Below are 23,573 nucleotides of genomic sequence, written 5' to 3'. Positions count from 1 at the left end.
GGAGCGTTTTTTGATGCATCCGATCGTTGATTTGCATTGCGACACCATCTACGAACTCGCTCAAAACCAAAGTGGATGTCTCTGGGAAAACGAGGGACATGTCTCCCTCGCCTGGATGGACAAGGCTGGCAAAGTGACGACCTGCTTCGCCCTGTTCGTCGACAGCAAGCTTGGTGACTGCTGGCAGGCAGCCCAATACCTGCACCAGCGGTTCCTGCTGGAAATGCTGCGTAATCACGAACGGATCGTACAGGTCAGAACTGCAGATGAGGTGCGCACCTCTGCCCGCCATGGAGCAATCCTCAGCTGTGAGGAGCTGCAAATCCTGGAAGGGAAGCTTGAACGGATTGGGACGCTCGCCTCCTGGGGGGTTCGGCTTGCCACCCTGNNCCCCCTGACATGGAACCATGAGAATGACTTCGGTTTTCCCCATCATCAAGTTGGCGGATTGAAAAGCCTTGGATTTGCAGCAATCGAGGAGATGGAGCGAAACAACATCCTGGTGGATGTCTCCCACCTCAACGACGAGGGCTTCTTTGACGCTGCCTCCATCGCCCGCAAGCCGCTCATTGCCAGCCACTCAAACTGCCGGACTGTGACCAATCACAGCAGAAACCTCAGTGACCGCATGATCCGTGTCATCGCTGACAAGGGCGGGGTGGTGGGGTTGAATTTCTGCCCGTCGTTTCTCAGCGAGAATTGGAATACAAGCACCGTTGAAGCAATGGTACGCCATGCCGCTCATCTCAAACAGGTCGGCGGGAGCGCAGTGTTGGCATTGGGTACTGATTACGACGGCATTACAGGCGACATTGAGATCCCCCACTATGATGGATTGATCTTGTTGTGGCAGGCGTTGGAAAAGTCCGGGTTTACGGATTCCGATCTAGAGGGTATGTGGTATTCCAACGCTCTCAGGGTGCTTTCCTGAGGCTCTTGAGCAAGGTTTTATCCTCTTCTCCGACCAAGCGTGACTCTATGCACTTTTGGATGGCTTTGCGCCGAACCTGCTCGCCCAGGATGCCCGGATACAGATACGGCAGCGTCTTGCTTCGGCTGCTGCAGAATGCTGTGGCATAGGCCCATCCGAGGGCCATTACAACATAGTAGTGGGGATTGGAAACCGTGGTGAGTTCTTCCAGTGTTTGGTCGATCGAGGCAGCGCCAAGGTAGTAGTTCATCAAGCCTACAATGCCCAGCCTCTGGTCATAGGAATCTTGTTCACGAAGAAGTGAACACAAATACCGGTAAAAGTCCGGTTCCTCTGTGAGATGGGAGAAGCATCCAGCAAGGTTGTCATTGGTCGCCCAACTCTCATTGAACGGCCTGAGCCTGTCCAAATACGAAAGGGCGGTTCGATACTCGAGCTTCAGCAAACCGAAAATCGAGAAACTGACTTGAATCTCTTCATACGACGGGTCTCGGTAGGAGAGAAAATCATCGAGAGCTTTGCTTTTTTCGCTCTTGGCCAACTCTTTTGCAAGGCTAGCAAGCTTGGGGGCACGTACACCGAGCACAGCACGGTCGCTTACCTTAAGTTTCTCGCTGAAAGCACGATACGAAGGCTCAGCAATCTCGCCGAGCCTTCGTTTGAGTTCCTGTTGATTCACAGACCCATGCGCTTGAGAAAGCGCATCAGATTGTCCATGGTCTTGGCCATATCCTGCTGAGCGCGGGGCTTGGCAGCCTTGAAGTCGATGGCCAGGCGGTTGATCGAGAAGATTCCGCTCACCCCCTCTTCATAGGCTCCTTCAACATCGTCTCCGATATCCCCGACGATTGCAACCACAGGCACGTTGGCTTTCTTTGCACGTCTTGCGACTCCAATCACCACCTTGCCCCTGAGACTCTGGCCGTCAATCTTTCCCTCTCCGGTGAACACCAGGTCGGCCTTGGTCAAAAGCTTGTCGAAGTTGACCGTTTCAAGTACCGTCTCGATGCCCATTTGCAGTTGGCTGGAGAAGAAGGCAGCCATGCCGCCGCCCATGCCGCCCGCAGCACCGCTGCCGGGGATGGCTTGCACGTCGATGTTGCAATCACGCTCGATGACCTTGGCAAGACTCTGCATGTTTGCATCAAGAATCTTGACCATCTCGGGCGTGGCTCCTTTTTGGGGCCCGAAGATATGGGCTGCACCGGTGGGCCCGTAGAACGGGTTGTCGATATCGCACATGGTGGTGATGGTGACGCCCTTGAGTGCAGGATCCAAGCCCGAGGTGTCGATGCTGTCAACCTTGCCAAGCGTGCCTCCGGTGGGAACGAAGGCTTTGCCGGCCTTGTCACGGAATACAACACCGCATGCAGCTGCAGCACCACAACCACCATCGTTGGTTGCACTGCCGCCGAGTCCGACAATAATGGTCTTGCAGCCGCTCTTGGCGGCATCGAGGATCAACTCGCCGACACCGTAGGTGGTAGTCAGGTCGGGGTGAAGCTCATCACCGACAAGCGGAAGTCCTGCACAGGCCGCCATCTCAATGACCGCTGTGTTTTTCTTGATCACCCCATAGAAACTTTCCATGGGGAAGGCGTAAGGGCCTTGGACGGTAAGAGATCTCTTTTCGCCTCCGAGAGCTTGCAGAAATGCGTCTACACTACCTTCTCCACCATCGGCCACCGGAATGCTGGTAACCTGGGCATCTGGATAGTGCTGCTTGATTGCTCTGTCCATGATGGAACAAATCTGTTCGGAACTCATGGTTCCTTTGAAGGAATCGGGGATTAATAGGATATTCTTCATCGCGGGCTCCTCACTGGTGTGGGGGCCGAAGCCCCCATGGTATCAGTATGTTACAACAAAATGAGGGATAAAAGCCAGATGAAAATGATGCTCGCCAAACCTTGCAGCAACGTGACCATCGTTTGGGTCTTATACCCATCCTCCGGCTTGAGCTTTCCAAAGTTGGTTACCACCCAGAAATAACTGTCATTGGCATGGGAGACCGTCATCGAGCCTGCCCCGATTGCCATGACTGTCAAGACAGCGGCCATCGGGCTTGCAAGCCCAAGGGCTGTCATCATGGAAGAGCTTTCGGCGATACTGCCCATAATGCCGGCAGTGGTGGTGATGGCTACTGTGGAGGAGCCTTGTGCTGTCTTGAGAATGGCCGAAATGAGGAACGGGAAGAAGATTCCGACAGTCGCCAAACCGGCTGCATGTTCCTGCATGTAGACGACAAAACCAGCGCTGGCAATGACTTTTCCCAATACTCCACCGGCAGCGGTGATGAACAGGATCGGGCCGACAACCTTCAATGTTTCGGTGGTCATGTTGTTGAAGTGTTTCATTTCGCTGCGTTGGACAAGCAGTAAAATGCCGAACAACAAGCCGATGGTCAAGGCGATGATCGGTGTGCCGATGAAGGCCAGGAAGCTGGCAGCGGCACCTTTCCACTTCAGAGCGGCGGAGAGCGAACCAAGGGCCATTGCAAGAATCGGCATGAGAATCGGGGCAAGGGCGAGGAATCCGTTGGGTAGGTCTCCAAAACTCTTGAGCAGGGTGTCGTAATCGACACCTTCATCATCTTCGCTCAAATCCTCTGCGCTCTTCACTCTCTTGCCGATGTAGTTGGCATAAAAGTAGGCAATGGCAAGCGAGGGAATGGAAACAAGAGTCCCAATGACTATTACCATGAACAGGTTGTCCCCGATTCCCAAAGTTCCTGCAGCAGCTATCGGGCCCGGAGTAGGGGGAATGAGAACATGGCTGGTGTACAAACCGGCCGAAAGGGCTACGGTCATGGCAACCGACGAGAACTGGGTCTTTTTGCGAAGTGCCTTTCTGATGGGGTCGAGAATGACAAAGCCGCTGTCACAGAACACGGGGATGGAAACCACCCAGCCCATGATTTCCATGGCAAGCTGCGGATGCTTGCGCCCTACGAGCCGAACGACCATTTCGGCAAGTTTCAGTGCTGCACCGGTCTTCTCCAAGATAGTGCCGATGAGGGCTCCAAGGATGATGACGATACCGATGCTGCTGAAAATTCCACTGAAACCGGAACCTATGACACCAGGAATGTCTTTCAGGGGCAGGCCGATGACAATGGCAAGGAGCAGGGAGACTCCCATCAGTGCGAGGAACGGATGGACGTTCCATTTCGAGATGGCCAGGATCATGATCGCGATGGCGATCACAAACGTGATGATCAATGCAATTCCAGACATGAACAACCTCCTCATGGTTTTCATCCAGTATACCACCGGTATGGACAAAAGAAAGAACTATGTCGTATATCCAGTACCTAAAAAAAAGGATGAATTGAATCAGTTGCTTTACCATTTGTCATATGCCCAAGTACGATAAGATGATGCTAGACCCTTCTGAAAGGCAGGCTTTCAGTACCCTCTCCCTTGAGATGGTAGTCGAGAAATTCCCGTACCGCGGCATTGGTGATTTCCATGCAATAGCGAGGATCAACGCTGCCGGTACCCAGCAAGGAAGCAAGCAAGGGCGAAACGAGGGGGAGGTCAGTGAAATTCAGGTGCCCTGAACCGTTGACGACCAGCTGGAATGCCTTGGAAGCATGTTCCTGCATTCTCATATTTGCGTAGTCCAAGCCTATTGATTTTGCATCTTCGTAATGGCTTTCGTTGAATACATCCAATATCGGTTTGGGGTAGGGAACATCGGTCACTACCTCCTTTCCCTGCTCGAAACCCACGATTTCGCCCATCAGCGTACCGTCAAGTACAATTACTGCATCGATAGCGTCGTCCTCGCGTCCAATCCACGCTGCGGTTGCACCACCCATCGAATGTCCGAGTACCCCGATTCGCTCGATATCCAACTGGTGAAAGACTTCGTTGGAGGTTGGAAGGGCAACCTGTTTCCTTATCTGATCCAGTACGAATGCCATATCGGAGGAGCGCAAGGCCATCCAATCTTTTTGTAGATGATAGAGTTCTTCACCTGTGATTTTTCCATTCTCCACATCCATGGCTGTTCGGATGAATCCGCTGTCGCCAAGGATTACCGTTCCATCCGCTTCTTTGGTCATGAATGCCTGATGCGTATGGTCGATGCTTGCAACGATATACCCGTTGCCAGCCAATTCCATGAAGGTGGAATGATTGCTCATTCTATAGCCGAAGGCACCGTGGGAAAATACGACCAAGGGGAAAGGTCCTTCCAATACGGGTGCATTCTCTTCTGCGGTGAGGGCAGGATACCAAAACTGTACAGTTACCTTGCGATAATCCGACTCAGCTGTGAACGAGTCCTCACGGCTTTCATCAATCCAGGTATAAACCATTGTACCAACCGCATTGCTTGCGGTTCGTTGCAAAGGGGTGGAACGGGGAAAAAGAAGCAGCGGAATTACAGCCAACCCAAAAAGCATGGTGCCGCCCACCAGATTGCGAACAGCATTTCCTTTTTTCTGGGCTTTCGGTGATGTTCTCCGGAATAAGACAAGCAGTGAAATCAATGCCCTGATGGCAAGCAGAGCACCCAAGCCATACCACGCAAATCCCCATGGAATGATTCGAACAGTGACAAGCAGAACAAAGAGTAAGAAAAGAGTAATGCGTATGCGTGGAGTGTTTTGTCCCCAGCGTTCTCGATTTCTTGTTTCTGTGGCATACATCACCACTTCCAAGCCACATAGTCCAAAAAAAATACCGATAGCTAGCATTCAATTTCCTACCTTATTTCGTGTGCTGTGCAGTAAAAGCAATATGGGCCTCAGCGAGGATGCTCTCGGCCTCGCCAGGTTCCAATCGGACGAACCCGGTTGCGGCCATCGAGGCGATGCCATGGGTGAAAATGAACATTTTCATGTAGAAACGTTTTGCCGACTCCAAGCTGATATGCATCGCAGTCGATAGGTTTTGTGCGACCTCCAGATTTTCCGGATCATCATACATATGCGAAAATCCATGGAGGTCCATCACCTCGCTCATAAACAAGAGCCTGAACAGGTTGCTCTCATTGCGGGCGAAATTAATGTAGCATTCACCAAGTTTTCTAAATGAATCGCCGCCCTGCATTGCCTGTGCGGCATAGTGATCGAAATACTTGGCTGCATAAGCATGGAAAGCTTTCTTCAACTCATCCATGGTTTCGAAGCGGCTGAAAATTGGTTGCGTCGAACACCCAAGTTCTGCGGCCAGGCTGCGGGCGTTGACATGTTCGAAACCATGCTCCCGGGTAAGGCGGAACGTGGCTTCGAGAATCATTTCTTTGGTGATTTTCTGTCTTGGTGCCATTCTGTATCCCTCCTCAGTAAGTAATAACAAAAGATATATAACATATGTAATATATATAGACGATACAGTCAATACCCCGAGGGGCAAGTGGTATGAATTGGATAGGTCAATGCTTCCAGAAGTGTTTTGAGAACAGGACGTAGACAGTGAAGAGCTCCAATCGGCCGACGAGCATGAGAAATGAGCAGAACCACTTGATCCAAGCGGGGAGGAAGGCAAAATTACCGGTTGGCCCGACGTCTCCAAATCCGATGCCGATGTTGCCCAAGCAGAGGAAAGAGGCCGCAAAGCTGGTAAGTGGATCGGCTCCACTGAGCGAAATCACCACAGTTCCCACCACGCCGGTGAGGATGTACACACCGAAGAAGGTTGCGATGGATACCAACAGGTCTTCACGGAAGGTGGTCTGTCCCACCCTGACCTGGAAGACCCCCCTTGGGTGAATCCTGTGCTTTATCTGCGCCCTTCCCATCTTGAAAAGGGCTACAATGCGAATCACTTTTACACCACCGCCTGCTGATCCAGCCGATCCTCCTACGAAGAACAGCAAAAAGAGCAGAACTTGGGAGAAAGCGGGCCAATTGATGTAATTGGCGGTTGCAAAGCCTGTGGTGGTAAGAATGGATGCAGTCTGAAATGTGCTGTACCGCAGCGATTGGGCGAATGAAGCATAGGTGTTGGTGGAAAAAAGCTTCATCGCGGCCAGAAGCGATACCACCGCCCAAATGCCCAGGTACACCCTCAGCTCCCCATCCTTCAACACCGAAGAGATTTTTCCACTGAGTGCCTTATAGTACAGAGCGAAGTTGGCTCCGCTAATCAGCATGAACAAGGTGACTACAATGTCGACGTAGGCGCTTCCGAACGTTCCGATCGAGGAGTTTTTTACACAAAATCCTGCTGCAGCCATGGTGGAGAAGGTGACCGTTACGGCATCGTAGAGGGAAAGTCCTCCGAGCAAAAGCAGGATCGTTTCCATGCAGGAGAAGCCAATGTAAATGGACCAAAGAATCAGGGCGGTGTTTTTGATTTTCGGTGTCAGCTTGTCTTTGGTGGGACCAACCGATTCTGCTCCGACAAGCAGTGTCCCACTGACGCCCAGAGCCGGAAGCAGGGCCACGAAGAGCACGACGATTCCCATACCTCCAAGCCAGTTGGTCTGAGACCTCCAGAAGAGTATCGCCTTGGGCAGGCTTTCGATTTCGGGCAAAACAGTTGCCCCGGTGGTGGTGAAGCCGCTCATGATTTCAAAATATGCACTGCTGTAGTCGACATAGGCTCCGCTTGCCGCCAAGGGGATTGCAGAAAAAGCTGTTGAGATTATCCAGGTAAGGGTGACTACCAGATAACCATCCCTGGCATACATAGCCTTGCTTTTGGGTTGCCTGATCACCAGCAATATGGCGGAACAGAACATCGCAATGGCAAGGTATGCTATAAGAAAGCCTTGCAGAGCGTCTGCTTCCTGATAGTGATAGGCAAGACCGGTGGGAATGAGCATTAAGATACCGATGAAGAGCTCTATGTAGGCAAGCAGGCGAAGGTCAAGTCTCCAATTGATCATATACTGTTACCCGAAAAGCTTTTGAATGAATTCAGACGAATCGCGCATGACGGCCACCAATACGGTATCCCCTTCCTTCAGGGTGGTAAGGCCGGTGGGAATAGAGCTGTTGCCCTCTTTGTCGGTCACACCTGCCACAATGGCTTTCTTTCTCATATTGATATCCTTCAGTTGCTTGTTGCACACCAAGCTATCCTTACTGACGATGAATTCGTAGATTTCCAATTGGTCGTTGAACAACGAATGAACACTCGTTACACTCTTTCCTCTCAAATATCGGAGTAGAGATTCGACGGTGGTATCGGTGGTGGAGATGACAACATCGATGTCGAGATAGCTGGCCATACGGGTATAGTTGTTGTTCTGCTTGATCAAGGCGATCGATCGATCCACCCCGATGCGTTTGGCATAGCTTGCAGTAATGATGTTCAACTCATCGTTGTCGGTGAGGGCAACGAGCAGGTCATACGAGCCGAGCTGCTCCTCGGCCATAATATCCTCATCGGTGATGTCGGCCTTGATGACCAGGATTTCACGGAAGCGTTCGCTGAAAGAACGGCAGACCTCCTCATCCTGGTCTACGACAGCCACCTTGGACCGCATGGCCGGGCTCATTCGGTTCAGCAACGCTCTTGTTATCCTGCTGGCACCTACGAGCACCATGTTGTTCGGCCGTTTTTGCAGTTGTCCAACAGTCTTGAGAATGTCGGTGACTTCCTCTGATTCTGCTACAATGGATAGGGTGTCGCGTGCCTGGATGGTCGTATTGCCCGATGGGACGATGACCAAGCCTCTGCGGTTGATGGAGGCGATGACAAATTCAGCTTGAAGCTTGTTTCTCATCTCCGTGATGGTTGAGCCGACATACGAGCTGAATGGTTCAATGTAAAAATTATAGAGGAGCAACTTGGAATTGGAAAAGCCTAGAACGTTGCCATTGACCCCTTGTTCTATGATTTTGTAAATGGATTTAGCGGTTTCTGCATTGGGATTGACGATATAGTCGATACCCAGAAGGCCTTCCTTCAGTCCGTCGGCACCAGTGTATATGAGAGAACGGATTGCTGCTACTGTTTTTACCTGTGGATATGAGGAGGACACCAAACCGCAGGAGACGAGGTTTATCTCATCACTGTTGGTTACGGCGATGAACGCCTGTGCGTGCTCGATATCGGCTTCCATGAGCTTTGCAATATCGGTGCCGTTGCCCAGAATTCCCAAACAGTCAAGCTTGGTGACGGCACTTTCGATGCGTTCATGGGAGTTGTCGATCATCACCACATCCTTGCCATCGACGATCAACTGTTTCGCCAATCCCAACCCGCGTCTTCCTGCTCCCAGGATGATTACCTTCTTGCTCGTATCAAGCTCCTTCCTTTCCATTTTCAGGAAATTGCGATGCTACCCCATGATGATAGCAGAACCTTCCTAAAAGCTAAAGGCCTTGGGTTTGTTACGAATATAGGATACTAACTTGATATATAGTTAGGAAATAATGGAAATCAAATGCTTTTTCATATTTCTAGTTGACAAGATTTTCCATTTCCCCTATAGTTGGTAGGAAATTCGACGCAGGGTGGAGCAGTTGGCAGCTCGTCGGGCTCATAACCCGAAGGTCGTAGGTCCGAGTCCTACCCCTGCTAAATAGTTGGCTGATGAATGGACTGTTGAATGTACAAAGGTACACAGCAGGACGGTGATTCCTGATTCTACCAAGCTTTTGGGCAACTTGTTGAGGTGACATTGGTCACACGGCGGGTTGCCTTCCTTTTTTATTTGCCCTCATACTTTTGACAAGATTTGTATATGTTGATACAATACCAGAATATGGACGAAAACACGCCTGCACTTGCACTCGCGGTGGATGCCAAGCATTCACTTGCCGTATATGCCTATTCCTATCATATGGACATGCGCCTCACCATATCGCTGGAGAATGATGATTCGGTTTTTTCATCGGTTCATATCCAACCCATGTATTGTCCTTTTACCGGCAGGCGGGTTGGCAAAAGCAGCCAGGATGTCCAATCCTTGATCCAGGGACTCTCCCTCAAGGGTTCCAATGGGAAGCTGCTTTATCACTGCTGCAGACTGGACGGCTCTCAGCTGATTCTGCAAGTAGGCGAACAGAAGGCTTCTCTTGCTCTTCACTACGATATGCTTACCGGTAAGAAATACTGATAAAATACGCTTTGTTCCAGCAACAACCCTAACATTGCAATCTCTGTCCCATGCGGTATGATGAAAGAAAAGCCACAGCCAAGGAGCGTATTTTGCAGTCCAAGCAACGTTGCATCGGAATATTTACCGCCAATCTGGACGATGAGTACCAATCGGCGCTCTGGCATGCCATGGAGCAGGAAGCAAAGAAACGCAATATCGGTACGATTTCCTTTATTGGTTCCCGCCTTGGCTCGCCGATTGCAAGTGAAGCATCGTCAAACCTTGCCTACCATATCGCCAGCGAGAAGAATATCGATGGACTGATCATCATAGCTTCCTCGTTGGCCACCTTTTTCACAACAGTCGACTTGAACAAGTTCTTCTCCCCTTGGTCGGCATTGCCCCGGGTCTCCATCGGCATGAGGATGCAGGGAATGAGTGATATCACCGTGGAGGGCGAGGAGGGCATTGCCACACTGGTGCAACACCTGATCGAGGTTCACCACCGCCGCCGGTTCGCCATCCTTAAAGGGCCCGAAACCCATGAGGAATCGATACGAAGGCTGCATGCCTGCATCGAGGAGCTAAAGGCGCATGATATTGCAATTGAACCTGATATGATTATGCCCGGAACCTTTACCGATGTAGCCGGGCATGATGCAGTTCGGTATTTGTTGGACAATCATCGAACGTTCGACTGTCTTATCTGCCTTAATGACTGGATGGCCCAGGGGGCCTTGGAAGAGCTGGCTTCATTGGGGATCAAGGTGCCTGACGACGTGTCGGTCATCGGCTTCGATGGATTGGACCCGTCCCGCTATACGCTTCCCCCACTGACAACCGTCGTCCAGCCGCTCTATGAGATGGGCGTGCTTGCCATTGATGTACTGGACAGGATCATGGCGGGAGGGGAAGAGGAGCACATCACCCTTGCCTGTGAAGCAGTGATCAGGGAGTCATGTGGATGCAATCCCCATGTCAGCTATACCCCGGGTTTGCATGAACTGCCCAGCTATGCAACGGTATCGGAGCGACTGGCGGTGCAGGACCTGCTGCGCCTGATGCGCCTCGGCGATTATCATCAGATGATATTCCGTCTCAATCGGGCACTCGATGCAACCGCAAGCGAAAGCGGCTCGATGCACCGCTGGAATGAGTATCTTTCTGTAATAGAATACAAAACGAGTGTGGAAAGCGATTTGAGCCCAAAGACCCAGGCGATGCTCATCGGAGCCGCCCGGGCGTTGATCGGTGACAAGATCGGACGCTTTCAGGCAGCAAAGCGGGTGGCTGTCGAGAGCTCGTTTGACTCACTGCGTAAGGTGAGCGCCATGCTCAGCGGCACCTTCGAACTTGAGCAATTGATAATCAATCTCAAGCAAAGCCTCCATTTGTTCGGCATACACGAAGGGTATCTGGTCCAGTTCCTCAATCACTCCGATCAAGTGCAATTGTTGATGACCGTCCAGGACCTGGACAACGAACAGGCGTTTGCCGAGCCGTATCCGGCAGAGGAAATTCTTCCCCCGGTCTTGGGAAAGCAGTGGAAGCAACGACGCTGGGTCCTGCTCCCGCTTGTGTATACCGATGAGCCGCTGGGCTATTTGCTGGTTCCCTTCGGCATGGTGATGCCCGCTCTGTATGATGTATTGCAGGAGCAGGTTGGCAGTACCTTCAAAGGCTCGTTGCTGCTCGAGCAAATACGCAAGCATGAGAGAAATCTGGAGGAGCAGGTGAGGGTGAGAACCCAGGACCTGCTTTCAGAGATTCGGCGAAGAACCGAGCTTGAGCAGGAGGTCATGGAAATCTCAAATAAGACCATGGAACGAATCGGCCAGGACCTGCATGACGACCTGTGCCAATACCTGCTGGGCATCTCCTTGTTGGCGTCGTCCGCCAAGCAGCGGCTTTCGAACAAGGAAGGTGATCCCAAGGAAGATTTTGAGATGATCAGCAAACACCTGAGTGAGGCAATAAGCAAAATCAAGACCATCAGTCGCGGCTTGATGCCGCTCGACTTGGAGCCTTCGAGTTTCCAGAAGCGTCTGGAGGTCTTGGTAGCCGACAGCCTTCGATATGCCGAGGTGGAGATTGATGTGAATGTAGATCCTGCTTTCCATATCGAGGGTGCCGATCGGGAGCTCAACCTCTTTCGCATCGTGCAGGAAGCTCTCACGAATGTAATCAAGCATTCTCATGCACGCCATATAGAGATTTCATCCGGTAAAACCGTCAGCGAAACCGGAGAAACCTTGCTTTGCCTTACTGTAAGCGATGACGGGACCGGACTGCCCAAGAAACTGCAAAAGCGCGGACTCGGGCTGAGAATCATGCGCAACCGTGCAGCCATGGCTGATGCCCGGCTGTCCATCGAGAGCAGCGAAGAGGGTACGACAGTAAGCGTACTACTGAAGGAGAACCATGCATGAACCATCCTGTACGATTCCTCTTGGTCGACGACCACCCCTTGTTCAGGCAGGGTCTTGCCAGTGTCATAGAAAATGTACGCCGCTATACCGTGACCGCCGAGGCCACCACAATCTCTCAGGCTCTTTCGTTGCTTGAGTCCATCGAGGTGGATGTGGCATTGGTGGATATCTCCCTGCAGCAGGAGAACGGCCTTGAGTTGGTCAAGACCTTGAAAGCGACCCGCCCTGAGATTTCCTGCATCGTCGTATCGATGTATGACGAGATCATCTATGCCTCCAGCGCCCTGAAGGCGGGGGCGAAGGGGTATGTGATGAAGCAGGAGGCAGCGTCCTCGCTGCTCGATGCCATCGAGATGGTGCTCAAAGGAAAAATCTACCTGTCCAAGGACATGCGGGAACGCATGCTCGATACCATGCTTCTTCAGGACTCAAAGAAAGAAATCGATCTGGTAAAGTTGTTGAGCATCCGGGAGATGGAGGTGCTGCAGCTGCTTGGGCAGGGCTTCGGGGTATCGGAGATTGCACACAACCTAAACCTCTCGGTCAAGACGATCAATGTCTACCGGGACAACATCCGCCGAAAGTTGTCGATCGACGATGCAGGCTCGCTGCGCAGGTTTGCAATTCAGTGGGTCACAAGCAATGAACGGTGAAGAAACATAGGACAAATGTCCTAGTCAAAGTCAAGACAAACACCCAGTGTCATTCTCGCACCGCCTCTTTTAGCATGATGGTTGTAGGAGCCTCTGTTCAGTACAAGCGTTGTACGAAAGCAGGGCGGCCTGCATGGAAATCGTCCATATGTCTTGGACATATGCAATGTAAGGAGGAATCTGTATGAAACGGAACATGCGCATTATCGTCAGTATGCTGCTGATCGTCTGCATGAGTCTCTCGCTGTTCGCAGCCGGCCAGTCTGAAGCCGCCAAGGCTCCTGAGAGAAAGGTCATCAATCTTTGGAGCTTCACCGATGAAGTGCCCAAGATGCTCGAAAAGTACAAAGAGCTCAATCCTGATTTCGATTATGAAATCAACACCACCATCATCGCCACCACCGACGGTGCCTACCAGCCGGCACTCGACCAGGCATTGGCATCCGGTGGGAAAGACGCTCCCGACATCTACTGTGCAGAGTCGGCATTCGTCTTGAAGTACACCCAGGGTGATGCAGCTCATTTTGCAGCTCCCTACAAGTCTTTGGGCATCGATGTAGACAAGAAGCTCAAGGAAGCCGATATCGCTCCCTATACCGTAGAAATCGGAAGCAACAGCAAGGGCGAGCTCGTTGGTCTGGGCTATCAGGCTACCGGTGGTGCATTCATTTATCGCCGCTCCATTGCAAAAGACGTATGGGGAACCGACGATCCAGCAGTAATCAAGACCAAGGTCGGTCCGGGTTGGGAGAAGTTCTTCCAAGCTGCTGAAGACCTGAGAAAGAAAAATTACGCCATCATCAGCGGTGATGGAGACATCTGGCACGCCATCGAAGGCTCCTCCCCGAAGGGATGGATTGTCGACGGCAAGCTCTATGTCGACAAGACACGCGAGGATTTCCTTGACATTGCAAAGACCATGGTCGACAAGGGCTATCACAACGATACCCGTGACTGGACCGATGCTTGGTTTGCCGACATGAAAGACGCCGGTGCCAAGAAGGTGTTCGGTTTCTTCGGTCCTGCATGGCTCATCAACTACGTCATGGCCGGCAACAGCGGCGGAACCAAGCCCGGTGAAGGCACCTATGGCGACTGGGCCGTGTGCGAACCTCCGGTAGGCTTCTTCTGGGGCGGCACATGGGTTATTGCAAACAACAACAGCCCCGTCAAGGATGCAGTGGGCAAAATCATCGAGTGGATCACGCTCGACAGCTCCGACACCGGTCTGCAGTATTACTGGGCCAACGGAACCCTCAATGGTCCCGGCGGAACCAAGGACACTGTCGCCTCCGGCACGGTCATGAAGAAGAGCGACGGCACCTTGGCATTCCTGGGTGGACAGAATATGTTTGACGTATTCGTACCCGCAGGCGCTTTTGCTACCGGAAAGAACAAGACTCAGTATGATGAGACCATCAACATGTACTGGCGTGACCAGGTTCGTTCCTACAGCGCAGGCAACAAGAGTCGTGCAGCTGCCCTGGCCGATTTCAAGAAGCAGGTTGCTGACAACCTCGCGATCAGCGCCTATTAAGGGAGTGTTGACTTCCAGGTGCGGGCTGTCCGGCCTGCACCTGGATTCTTCTGCAAAACAGCATCGCTAGGATGGAAATTCTCTTTTCCTGCAGGCTTCGATGCACCCTGACACTTACTGGAGGAACAACGCCATGCGCAAGAAAGGCATCAACTATGCAAAGTACGGGTACTACTTTTCCATCCCATTTGTGCTTGCCTATCTCATTTTCTCGCTTTACCCGACCATTTACACCGTAATCATCGGATTCACCGACCTCAGGGGCCTGGGACGCACTACATTCACCTTTCTTGACGATCCCTTTGAGAACTTCAAATTGATCCTTGCCAATGATACGTTCAAGAAATCCGTGGTGAATACTGCGGTGATTTGGATCATGAACTTCATTCCCCAAATCCTGCTGGCTCTGCTGCTCACTGCCTGGTTCACCAACCGCCGCTTCAAGGTCAAGGGCCAAGGCATCTTCAAAGTGTTGATTTACATGCCCAACATCATTACTGCGGCTACCATAGCCATCTTGTTCAACTCCCTCTTCGGCTATCCCAAAGGACCGGTGAACGACTTGCTCATGACCTTGGGAATCCTCGATGCTCCTGCCAATTTCCATATGCAGGAATGGACTTCAAAAGGCGTTGTCGCCTTCATCCAGTTCTGGATGTGGTATGGCAACTCCATGATCGTGCTCATTGCAGGCGTGCTGGGCATCAGTCCAACCCTGTTTGAGGCTGCCGAGGTGGATGGCGCCACCCCGACCCAGATTTTCTTCAAAATCACTCTTCCGCGATTGAAAACCATTCTGCTCTATGTCCTGATCACCAGTATGGTCGGCGGTCTTCAGATGTACGATATCCCCAAGCTCTATCTATGGGGAGGACCGGATAATGCCACCCTTACTGCAAGCGTCTTCATCCACAATCAGGCCTTCAGCGGCAGCTATCTCTACAATCGTGCTGCTGCGGCAAGCATGCTGATGTTCTTGATCATCGTCGTCCTCTCCATTGCGATGTTCTATCTCATGCGCGACAGGGGCGAACAGAAACTCAGAAAACAGGAACGGGCACGCGTGCGTGTATTGAAGCGGGAGGCATCGGTATGAAAAGCTTGAAAACCTCAACCAACATAACCAAGACAATCATTTATGTCGTGTGTATTTTTCTCTCGATTTTAAGCATCTTCCCGTTCTGGCTCATGTTTGTGAATGCAACCAGGAGTACGTACCAAATCCAACAGAACTCTGTTGCTTTGTTTCCTTCCACTTTCCTGTTCAGCAACTGGAAAATTCTCAATGGCAAGAGCTTCAATGCGGCAGTCGGCTTCATGAACTCGATGCTGGTAAGCAGCGGAGCAACGCTTTGTGCAGTCTACTTCTCCTCGCTTACCGCCTACGCATTGGTGGCGTATACCTGGAAACTTCGCCAGCCGTTCTTCTCCTTCATCCTGGCGATCATGATGATCCCGGCCCAGGTTACCGGCATTGGTTTCTACCAGATGATGTATAAAATCGGGTGGGTCAACAGCCTTTGGCCCCTGATTCTTCCCTCCATTGCTGCCCCTGCGATGGTCTTTTTCATGCGTCAGTATCTCATGGCAACGCTGTCGTTGGATATCGTGAATTCAGCCAGAATAGACGGGGCGGGCGAGTTTTATACCTTCAACCGCATAATTTTGCCGATCATGAAGCCTGCAATGGCCACACAAGCAATCTTTACGTTTGTGACAAACTGGAATAACCTGTTCATTCCGATGATCATTTTGACCAGAAGGGAAAAGTATACCATGCCGATCATGGTAAGCCTGCTGCGTGGTGATATCTACAAAACTGAATACGGTTCGGTCTACTTGGGCTTGGCTCTTACGGTATTGCCGCTGTTTGTCGTCTACTTCCTGCTCAGCAAGTACATTATTGCCGGCGTTGCACTCGGGGCGCTGAAGGAGTAGGAACCTCTATATTGTTACAAGGAGTTCGGATGTATGCAGCAGAATAGGGAACGGGCGCAGCAGCTCTTGCACAGCATGACCATCGAAGAGAAGGTGGCCCAACTTGTATCCGCCTGGCTGGAAATACGCGAGGACGGAAGTTTCTCCGTTCGAGAGTATGGACAGAAGGATCAACGGGCCGGTGATGTATGTCAAGAGGTGTTGGGCAAGGGCGTCGGCCAGCTCACCAGACCGTTCGGTACCATGGCCAACGATCCGCGCAAACAGGCAAAAGCCATCAATACACTCCAACACTACTTGGTGACGCAGACCCGCTTGAAAATTCCAGCCATGCTGCATGAGGAGTGTCTGACCGGGGCGATGGTCAAGGGGGCCACCGTCTTCCCCTCGGCACTGAACTATGGTGCAACCTGGGACCCTGATTTGATCGGGCGTGCCGCCTCTACCATCGGCGATGAGCTGAGGAGCCTGGGAATCCATCAAGGGCTTGCTCCTGTACTGGATGTCGCCCGCGATGCACGCTGGGGACGCCTGGAGGAGACGTTCGGCGAGGATCCCTATCTATGCGGCGTCATGGGCATCAAGTACGTGAACGGCCTGCAGGGACCGAATCGCACGCCTTTGGCAACACTGAAGCACTTCGTCGGCCACTCGTTCAGCGAGGGGGCGCGCAACCATGCTCCGGTGCATTGCGGGATGCGGGAACTTTGCAACACCTTCGCCCTTCCGTTCGAAATGGTTGTCCGCAACGCCCGGCCGGGGTCTGTAATGCCTGCCTATCATGATATCGACGGCATTCCCTGTACCAGCAATCACAGCCTGATAACGGACCTGCTCATAAAGCAGTGGGGTTTCGACGGCCTGATAGTCGCCGACTATGAGGCAATTGTACAGTTGGTCAACGACCACCATGTCGCCAATGACATGGCCGAGGCCGCTGCCTTGGCTTTTAATGCCGGCATGGATATCGAACTGCCGGGCTTCACCGTTTTCAAGGAAGGACTCATTGAAGCCCTCTATCGCGGGTTGGTGACCGATGCGGCTCTAAACCGGTCGGTGCTCAAGGTCCTGGAAGAGAAATTTCGTCAAGGCCTGTTCGAAAAACCCTACATCCAGGAGGACTCAATCGAAATTGGTTCTGAAAAGAATCATATACTTGCCAGGGAGGTGGCGGAAAAATCGCTGGTGCTGCTGAAAAACGATGGCACCCTGCCGTTGAAGAGGGGGATGAAAATCGCCCTCATCGGCGCTCTGGCCGACCACCCCTATGCGATGTTCGGAGGGTATGCCGCGCCGGTGCACTTGCAAGGCTCCCATGGTCCGAAGGAGACCGTTCCGGTGTTGGCAAAGACCATACGCTCAGCCTTGGAAGAGGTGATGGGACCGGACAACGTGTTGTTTGAGCCCGGCTGCATGCTCTATGAAAGCAATGTCGAACGCGCAATCTTCTTCCCCGGGGACGTGCAAAAAGAGGAAGGTGGGAATGCTCATGAGCTGAGCAGCGATCTGAGCAGGATCAAGCTGGCTTGCGAGGCCAGCAGCAAGGCCGATGCAACCGTCCTGGTTGTCGGTGACCTGGCGGGCCTGTTCGGGCAGGGGACCGTTGGTGAAGGCTCCGATGCATCAAGCTTCACTTTGCCCGGGGTGCAGGAGCAGTTGATGAACCAAGTTCTGGAAACCGGCAAGCCGGTTGTCGTTGTTCTTGTCAGCGGCCGACCCTACACCATGCATAAGGCGGTACGTGATGCCAGTGCGATTCTAGCCGCCTGGCTTCCTGGAGAAGGCGGGGGTGAGGCGATCGCCCGGACCCTTGCCGGATTGAACAACCCCGGCGGCCGTACTCCACTTTCCTTCCCCAAATCGGTAGGGGCCATGCCGTATGCTTACAACCATCACAAGAAAGCAGGCGGACTGCCGACCCAGAAGCAGTTCGGCTGCCTGTTCCCCTTCGGTCATGGGCTCTCCTACAGCCGCTTTGCATGGTCTGACTTCCAGGTTGAGCAAAGCCAGATTTCCACGAGCGGTGAATTCAAGGTAAGCCTGCACGTGGAGAACACCGGCCCTGTCGGCGGTGATGAGGTAATTGAGCTCTACATGCACGACAAGGTAGCCTCGATAGTCCGGCCGGTGAAGGAACTGAAGGCGTTCGCCCGTGTGAGCCTGCAGCCGGGAGAGAAGAAAAAGGTGCTGTTCACCCTTCCTGCAGACCTCTTCTCGTTCATCGGGGAACGCATGGAGCGGGTGCTTGAGACCGGAAGCTTCGACCTGCTTGTCGGAAAAAGCAGCGATGATATCGTCTTTGCCAGTGAACTATCAATCCTTGGTGAGAATAAAATACTTCCCAAATCGTGGCGCTGTCTCTCCTCTGTTTCCATCGTTTCGGTGTCTTGATTCTCCTTTTTGTTGTTTTTACCTCCACGTTTGGCAACTTGTCTGATAGGTCACGCAATCAGGCAAGTTGCCTCTTTTCTTGCTTGCGGCCTTGCATTCTCCCATGGGTGGACTATGATGGAAGCAGGTACCAAAGGAGTTGGACACGATGATACGGAAAGCACTCTTTGCAGGATCTTGGTATCCTGCCGATCAGCAGACACTCAAGCTTCTCATCAGCGAATCGATTGAGACGGTGCTCAAGAATACTACGTACCAGCACTGTCCATGCCGGTTTGCCGTGCTTCCCCATGCAGGGCTGTTTTATTCGAAGACAGGCATCGCCCCCTTCTTCGCTGCAGACCTCTCAAAAATCCAGAGGCTGGTCGTCCTCGCCCCAAGCCATTATGCGAACCTCAGTCCTGACTGTCTGGTCAGTGCACCTTTGGATGGTTTGGAGACACCGCTCGGCATGTTGGAAAGTCAAAACCTGGACAACGCCCAAGATAAGTACTTCTCAGCAATCCAGAGCGAGCATGCCTTGGAGATGGTGCTTCCCTATATTGCGAGCCTTTCCCCTCGGCCAAAGGTGACCCTTGCCCTGATCAGTCACTTCTCCCAACCTCAGGCGGTGAAGTCCATCGGTGATGCTCTGGTTGCACAAGTAGGGGAAGAGGAGATCAAGGCAGGAAGGACCGCCTTCATCGCCAGCAGCGATTTCACCCATTACGGCCCGCGTTTCGGGTATACCCCGTACCAGAGCGGTGCTCCGATGCGAGTCAGGGAAGATGATCTGGCACTTTCCCACCTGCTGTGCGAAGGGCGCATCGAAGAGGCTTTTGCCTTCTGCTCCTCAAAACGAAGCACGGTATGCGGCTATGCTCCCGCCATGGTGGTCAGCTACATTGCCAGTCGCATGCAAAGCAGGGGGTGGGTAGCCGATTACTACACCTCCTTGGATATCAGCTCATCGCCTGATGCAAATTTTGTCGCCTATTCAACCATCCTGTGGAGGTAATATGCAGCACGTGGTGCAAAAGGAATTGTTGGCGCTCGCCCGAGAAGCCATTACAAGCACACTCCTACATGGTCAGATGCCGTTGTACGAGAAACTGAAGGCCGCCAACGAGAGGCCGTACAATCTGGAAATGGGTTGCTTCGTCACCCTGAAAACCAAGGAGGGGAATTTACGGGGCTGCATCGGAAACCTGTGGGGCAAAGGCCCCCTTTTTCAGGAGATTCCCTCGCTTGCCCGTCAAGCGGCCTTCAGCGACCCCCGGTTTCATCCGGTGAATAAGGATGAATTGGACCATCTGGTCATTGAGATATCCCTCTTGAGCAGCATGCAGAGCATCGATGACTGGACAGCCATACGGGTGGGAATCGACGGGGTGCTGCTCACCCACGGCTATCATCGTGCAGTCTTTTTACCCCAGGTAGCAAGCGAACAAGGATGGGATCTGCCGACCATGTTGTCAAACCTCTCCCTCAAGGCGGGCTTGTATCCTCAAGCGTACCTCGATAGAGCCTGCCGTTTTGAAGTCTTCCAAGCGGAGGTGTTCGGTGAAGAGCCGTTGTGATTTTTGTTACCGCCACTGCACTCTGGACGAAGGTCAAAGCGGCATCTGTTCGGTAAGAACACTTGAGCAGGGCCGGATCGTGACCAAAGCGTACGGGCACCTTGCAGCCTTGGCCGTCGATCCGGTGGAGAAGAAACCGCTCTACCATTTTCTTCCGGGAAGCAAGACGCTGTCGCTGGCGATGCCCGGTTGCAATCTAGCCTGCGACTTTTGTCAGAATTACACCATCAGCCAGAGCTCTTATCATCAACATCAGGCCGGCGAGGCAATCGACACAGCTGCGCTTGTGTCGCTGGCTGTAGAGCGCAACTGCCCCTCGATCAGCTTTACCTACAGCGAACCGCTTGTCTGGCAGGATTATATGCTTGAGGTTGCCTCTTTGGCCAAGAGCAAGGGTCTTTCGACCATCATGGTGACCAACGGCACCTTCAGCGAAGAAGCCCTCGAGCGGATTTTCCCCCTGATCGATGCCTGCAACATAGACCTCAAGGGTGATGAGAGCTTCTATCGACGGCGATGCAACGGCAGTGCAAAGCCGGTTTTGGATGCCATCGAATACCTTGTCGGCAAGAAAGCGCATGTCGAGGTCACAACCATGGTCATGGAAAGCGAGCATGATGAGGCCCACATCCGCGCACTGGCAGGCCAACTGGCCGGGAGGGGGGTGCAGGTGTGGCATCTCAGCCGCTACTTCCCCCGCTACCTTGCAACCGATCCTGCAACTTCTGAATCCTATCTGCAGCAGATGATCAACACAGTCTCGTCCTTCGGCATCGACTATGTGTATGCCGGCAACTCCGAGCAAAAGCAGGCCACCTTCTGTCCCCGGTGCCACGCCCAGGTGGTGTCCGACAGACGACATGCTCCCATCCGGTATGACAAGACACTGAAAGAAGGCAGATGCAGCGCCTGCAATCAAGAAATCTACGGCCGTTGGCCATCCTGACATACACAACCATTTTCTGCTACACTCAGCTTTTCGAGGAGTATCTGGTGGTAAAACTGAGTGGTGTGACTGTGGCTTATGGGGATCGTTTCATTCTCAAGGACGCAGATTTTCTTATAAAAAATGGTGACAGGATCGGATTGGTGGGCCCAAACGGCGCCGGAAAGACAACCCTGCTGCGGGTGCTCGCCGGTGAGGAGCAGCCCGACAGCGGTCAGGTACTTGTCGACAACAATACCGTCATAGGGTATTTCAGCCAGAATGTCGGGGAGATGCAAGGCCGAAGTGCATTGATGGAAGTCATTGCGGGCTCGGGCTCGGTCTATGAGATCGGTTTGGAGCTCGAGCGGCTCGAACACCGGATGGCTGATGCCGACCAAGCGTTCAGCGATGCGGATATGGAGCGTTACGGGCAGCTTCAAACTGAGTTTCTTGCACGTGACGGGTATGACTTGACCCAGCGCAGCGAGGAAATTCTCACCGGCCTGGGTATCGGCCCCGACCGGTTCCATGAACCGGTTGAACACTTCAGCGGCGGCTGGAAAATGCGTATTGCCCTGGCCAAGATCCTCGCCCTGAATCCCGATGTGCTGCTGATGGACGAGCCGACCAACCATTTGGACCTTGAGTCGATCATCTATCTGGAATCGTGGCTCGCATCCTTTATGGGTGATGTGGTGATGACCAGCCACGACCGCCAGTTCATGACCCGCATCTGCAAGCGCACCGTCGAAGTGGCGAACGCTCAGGTGACCAGCTACAGCGGCGACTACGATTTCTACATCCGCGAGCGGGAGATCAGGCGCGAGCAACTGATCGCAACCTACAACCGCCAGCAGGCAAGGTTTGCCAAGGACGAGGAGTTCATCGCCAAGTTTGCAGCCCGGGCAAGCCATGCATCCTTGGTGCAGTCCCGGATAAAGGCATTGGAAAAGATCGAGCGGATCACCCTTCCTCCCGAATCGAAGATCATGCACGTGCAGTTTGCACCCTGTCCGCGCAGCGGAGACCAGGTGGTGGTCCTCAAGGATTTGACCAAGCGTTGGCCGAAAGCGCAGGGTGGGGAGCATACGGTTTTCGAGCATATCAGCGGGGTGGTCATGCGGGGCAACAAGATTGCCTTGACCGGCATCAACGGAGCGGGCAAATCAACCCTTCTGAAGGTTATTGTCGGGCTTGCAGAGGCTTCGGGCGGGGAAGCCACCCTCGGAGCCAGTGTGAATATGGGCTACTTCAGCCAGTACTCCAGCGATGTGCTCGACCCGAACAAGACCATTTTTGAAGAGGTGTTCGATCGGGTTCCCCTGTCCACCATCCCCGCCATCCGCTCGATGCTTGGTTCCTTTCTCTTCAGTGGCGATGACGTAGACAAGAAAATCGGGACGCTGAGCGGGGGTGAGAAGAGCAGGGTGATGCTGGCCTGCATGCTGGCGGTTCCCGTGAATTTCTTGGTATTGGACGAACCGACCAACCACTTGGATATCCAAAGTCGTGAAGTGCTGCTTGACGCCCTTTCACGCTTTGAAGGTACGCTGATGATCGTCAGCCACGACCGGTACTTTCTCAAGCACCTGGCCAACCGAGTGTTCGAGTTGGATAAAGGGATGCTCAACATCTATGAAGGTGACTATGCCTATTACCTGCACAAGTCAGGTAGGGAGTGACAAGAATGAAAGCCATGCAAGAAGAGTATGTGAAACGAGCGATGCAGTTGCGTAAAGAAGGCTGCAACTGCGCCCAGGCTGTGGCCTGCACCTTCTGCGACGAGGTGGGATTGAGTGAACAAACCCTTTTCTCGGTGATGGAAGGCTTCGGCGGGGGGATGGGTGCCCATCAGGCTACCTGCGGCGCTGTAAGCGGGGCGGTGGCCGTCGTAGGGCTGCTGACCAGCAAAGGCAGCGTCGAGGCGGGGACGAAAAGTCTTTCCTACAGCCGGTCGGCGGCAATCCTGACAGAGTTCTTGGACAAGAACGGAAGTCTGGTATGCAAGGATCTGCTTGGCGATGAAACCGGCCATGTGTTGCAAACATGTGACGGATGTGTTGAGGATGCTGTACGCATGGTGCATAATTTGTTGCAAAAAGCGATAAAAGAAAACAACTAAGTGCATAACCACAACATACATGGTTGTTATGTGCAGGTTTTGTTGCATAACCACTTGTATAACTATGCAATTTTGGCTA

General features: G+C 52.8%; 20 protein-coding genes and 1 tRNA gene. 14 read left to right on the top strand and 7 right to left on the bottom strand.

Annotated features, from left to right (window positions below):
- Positions 1-13 precede the first annotated feature (13 nt).
- Positions 14-931, top strand: a complete 918-nt coding sequence (locus B3K89_RS13420; protein ID WP_345907538.1) for a dipeptidase — start codon at positions 14-16, stop codon at positions 929-931.
- Here B3K89_RS13420 and B3K89_RS13415 read toward each other — a convergent pair.
- The 7 genes from B3K89_RS13415 to trkA all read right to left on the bottom strand — a co-directional run bounded on the left by B3K89_RS13415 (position 915) and on the right by trkA (position 9,157).
- The gene (locus tag B3K89_RS13415; RefSeq protein ID WP_293893384.1) at positions 915-1,610 is read right to left on the bottom strand and encodes a DNA alkylation repair protein; all 696 of its coding nucleotides are present in this window, start codon (positions 1,608-1,610) and stop codon (positions 915-917) included. The two genes, B3K89_RS13420 and B3K89_RS13415, sit on opposite strands and share 17 nt — an antisense overlap.
- Positions 1,607-2,740, bottom strand: a complete 1,134-nt coding sequence (locus tag B3K89_RS13410) for a glycerate kinase (protein ID WP_293893381.1) — start codon at positions 2,738-2,740, stop codon at positions 1,607-1,609. The genes B3K89_RS13415 and B3K89_RS13410 overlap by 4 nt, the downstream gene beginning before the upstream one ends.
- A gap of 50 nt (positions 2,741-2,790) precedes the next feature.
- Positions 2,791-4,167 (bottom strand): GntP family permease, encoded by a 1,377-nt coding sequence (locus tag B3K89_RS13405; protein ID WP_293893378.1) that lies wholly within the window; start codon positions 4,165-4,167, stop codon positions 2,791-2,793.
- A gap of 146 nt (positions 4,168-4,313) precedes the next feature.
- Entirely contained in the window at positions 4,314-5,588 is a 1,275-nt protein-coding gene (locus B3K89_RS13400) for a hypothetical protein (RefSeq protein ID WP_345907537.1), read from the bottom strand.
- Between the two features lie 61 nt (positions 5,589-5,649).
- Complete coding sequence (locus B3K89_RS13395) at positions 5,650-6,210, bottom strand: TetR/AcrR family transcriptional regulator (protein ID WP_293893372.1); 561 nt, start codon at positions 6,208-6,210, stop codon at positions 5,650-5,652.
- Between the two features lie 106 nt (positions 6,211-6,316).
- Positions 6,317-7,774, bottom strand: coding sequence for a TrkH family potassium uptake protein (locus tag B3K89_RS13390; RefSeq protein WP_293893369.1), 1,458 nt, complete (start codon positions 7,772-7,774; stop codon positions 6,317-6,319).
- A gap of 6 nt (positions 7,775-7,780) precedes the next feature.
- Positions 7,781-9,157, bottom strand: coding sequence for a Trk system potassium transporter TrkA (gene trkA, locus B3K89_RS13385; protein WP_293893366.1), 1,377 nt, complete (start codon positions 9,155-9,157; stop codon positions 7,781-7,783).
- A gap of 187 nt (positions 9,158-9,344) precedes the next feature.
- Between trkA and B3K89_RS13380 the strand changes: the two genes are divergently transcribed.
- The 13 genes from B3K89_RS13380 to B3K89_RS13320 all read left to right on the top strand — a co-directional run bounded on the left by B3K89_RS13380 (position 9,345) and on the right by B3K89_RS13320 (position 23,494).
- Positions 9,345-9,417: transfer RNA gene (locus tag B3K89_RS13380), tRNA-Met, on the top strand.
- Positions 9,418-9,601: 184 nt separating this feature from the next.
- A complete protein-coding gene (locus B3K89_RS13375; RefSeq protein WP_293893363.1) occupies positions 9,602-9,955 on the top strand; it encodes a hypothetical protein in 354 nt (117 codons plus the stop codon).
- A 50-nt stretch (positions 9,956-10,005) separates the two neighbouring features.
- Positions 10,006-12,366 (top strand): substrate-binding domain-containing protein, encoded by a 2,361-nt coding sequence (locus tag B3K89_RS13370; RefSeq protein ID WP_345907536.1) that lies wholly within the window; start codon positions 10,006-10,008, stop codon positions 12,364-12,366.
- Entirely contained in the window at positions 12,363-13,019 is a 657-nt protein-coding gene (locus B3K89_RS13365; RefSeq protein ID WP_293893357.1) for a response regulator transcription factor, read from the top strand. Before B3K89_RS13370 ends, B3K89_RS13365 begins: the two co-directional genes overlap by 4 nt.
- Positions 13,020-13,203: 184 nt before the next feature.
- Complete coding sequence (locus tag B3K89_RS13360; protein ID WP_293893354.1) at positions 13,204-14,556, top strand: ABC transporter substrate-binding protein; 1,353 nt, start codon at positions 13,204-13,206, stop codon at positions 14,554-14,556.
- Between the two features lie 133 nt (positions 14,557-14,689).
- Entirely contained in the window at positions 14,690-15,652 is a 963-nt protein-coding gene (locus B3K89_RS13355; RefSeq protein ID WP_293893351.1) for a carbohydrate ABC transporter permease, read from the top strand.
- Positions 15,649-16,494, top strand: a complete 846-nt coding sequence (locus B3K89_RS13350; RefSeq protein WP_293893348.1) for a carbohydrate ABC transporter permease — start codon at positions 15,649-15,651, stop codon at positions 16,492-16,494. The genes B3K89_RS13355 and B3K89_RS13350 overlap by 4 nt, the downstream gene beginning before the upstream one ends.
- Positions 16,495-16,527: 33 nt before the next feature.
- Entirely contained in the window at positions 16,528-18,885 is a 2,358-nt protein-coding gene (locus B3K89_RS13345) for a glycoside hydrolase family 3 N-terminal domain-containing protein (RefSeq protein WP_293893345.1), read from the top strand.
- 148 nt (positions 18,886-19,033) lie between these two features.
- On the top strand, positions 19,034-19,882 hold the full coding sequence (gene amrB / locus B3K89_RS13340) for an AmmeMemoRadiSam system protein B (protein ID WP_293893342.1): 849 nt from the start codon (positions 19,034-19,036) through the stop codon (positions 19,880-19,882).
- 1 nt (position 19,883) lies between these two features.
- Entirely contained in the window at positions 19,884-20,444 is a 561-nt protein-coding gene (gene amrA, locus B3K89_RS13335) for an AmmeMemoRadiSam system protein A (RefSeq protein ID WP_293893339.1), read from the top strand.
- The gene (gene amrS, locus B3K89_RS13330) at positions 20,428-21,390 is read left to right on the top strand and encodes an AmmeMemoRadiSam system radical SAM enzyme (protein WP_345907535.1); all 963 of its coding nucleotides are present in this window, start codon (positions 20,428-20,430) and stop codon (positions 21,388-21,390) included. The genes amrA and amrS overlap by 17 nt, the downstream gene beginning before the upstream one ends.
- A complete protein-coding gene (locus B3K89_RS13325; protein ID WP_293893333.1) occupies positions 21,345-23,054 on the top strand; it encodes an ABC-F family ATP-binding cassette domain-containing protein in 1,710 nt (569 codons plus the stop codon). Before amrS ends, B3K89_RS13325 begins: the two co-directional genes overlap by 46 nt.
- A 5-nt stretch (positions 23,055-23,059) precedes the next feature.
- A complete protein-coding gene (locus B3K89_RS13320; protein WP_293893330.1) occupies positions 23,060-23,494 on the top strand; it encodes a C-GCAxxG-C-C family protein in 435 nt (144 codons plus the stop codon).
- The last annotated feature ends 79 nt before the right edge of the window (positions 23,495-23,573 follow it).

Origin of the sequence: Sphaerochaeta sp. UBA5849 (assembly GCA_002432715.1) — a bacterium.
In the GTDB taxonomy this organism is placed as follows: Bacteria; Spirochaetota; Spirochaetia; order Sphaerochaetales; family Sphaerochaetaceae; genus Sphaerochaeta.
This window is presented reverse-complemented; position numbering and strand designations above follow the sequence as displayed.